The sequence below is a fragment of the Pseudoalteromonas sp. BMB genome, from assembly GCF_001709235.1.
In the GTDB taxonomy this organism is placed as follows: Bacteria; Pseudomonadota; Gammaproteobacteria; order Enterobacterales; family Alteromonadaceae; genus Pseudoalteromonas; species Pseudoalteromonas maricaloris.
The window spans coordinates 1-1,176 of the sequence record NZ_MBQA01000047.1 but is presented as its reverse complement, the minus strand read 5'-3'; the positions used below and the strand labels follow the sequence as shown (position 1 = coordinate 1,176).

The 1,176-nt window shown below is 53.7% G+C and carries 1 protein-coding gene; it reads left to right on the top strand.

What is annotated here, in order from left to right; all coding sequences use genetic code 11:
* The first annotated feature begins 44 nt into the window (after positions 1-44).
* Complete coding sequence (locus tag BB427_RS03865; protein WP_069019001.1) at positions 45-1,175, top strand: actin; 1,131 nt, start codon at positions 45-47, stop codon at positions 1,173-1,175.
* Position 1,176: the final 1 nt, after the last annotated feature.

Genomic DNA, 1,176 nt, shown 5'->3' with positions numbered 1-1,176 from the left:
GGATCTCTTCGTGCGTTCCCAGGAAAACAGCGTAACAGTCCATAATGTGTGACGACGACATTGCCGCACTTGTTGTTGACAATGGATCTGGCATGTGCAAAGCCGGGTTCGCCGGAGATGACGCCCCCAGGGCTGTCTTCCCCTCCATCGTCGGACGTCCCAGGCACCAGGGTGTGATGGTGGGTATGGGTCAGAAGGACAGCTACGTAGGTGATGAGGCTCAGAGCAAGAGAGGTATCCTCTCCCTGAAGTACCCCATCGAACACGGCATCATCACTAACTGGGACGACATGGAGAAGATCTGGCATCACACCTTCTACAACGAGCTCCGAGTTGCTCCAGAGGAGCACCCCGTCCTTCTCACTGAAGCCCCCCTTAACCCCAAGGCTAACAGGGAAAAGATGACACAGATCATGTTTGAGACCTTCAACACCCCCGCTATGTATGTTGCCATTCAGGCCGTCCTGTCCCTGTATGCCTCCGGTAGGACCACCGGTATTGTGCTTGACTCCGGTGATGGTGTTTCCCACACTGTACCCATCTATGAAGGTTATGCTCTTCCTCATGCCATCCTCCGTTTGGACTTGGCTGGTCGGGATCTCACTGACTACCTCATGAAGATCTTGACTGAGAGGGGCTACTCTTTCGTAACCACAGCTGAGAGGGAAATTGTCCGTGACATCAAGGAAAAGCTGTGCTACGTCGCTCTGGACTTCGAGCAGGAAATGGCAACCGCCGCCTCCTCCTCCACAGTAGAGAAGTCCTACGAGTTGCCTGATGGTCAGGTGATCACCATTGGCAACGAGAGGTTCCGCTGCCCCGAGACCTTGTTCCAGCCATCCTTCATTGGTATGGAGTCTGTTGGCATCCATGAGACCACCTTCAACTCCATCCAGAAGTGCGACATTGATATCCGTAAGGATCTGTACGCCAACACTGTCCTCTCCGGTGGTACCACCATGTACCCTGGTATTGCTGACAGGATGCAGAAGGAAATCACTGCTCTCGCCCCCAGCACCATGAAGATCAAGATCATCGCTCCCCCTGAGAGGAAGTACTCCGTATGGATCGGTGGCTCCATCTTGGCCTCACTGTCCACATTCCAGCAGATGTGGATCTCCAAGCAAGAGTACGATGAGTCCGGACCCAGCATTGTACATCGCAAGTGCTTCTAAA

Bases quoted from the DNA above. Each gene is read 5' to 3' on its own strand.
- BB427_RS03865 (WP_069019001.1), top strand. From the start codon at position 45: ATGTGTGACGACGACATTGCCGCACTTGTTGTTGACAATGGATCTGGC.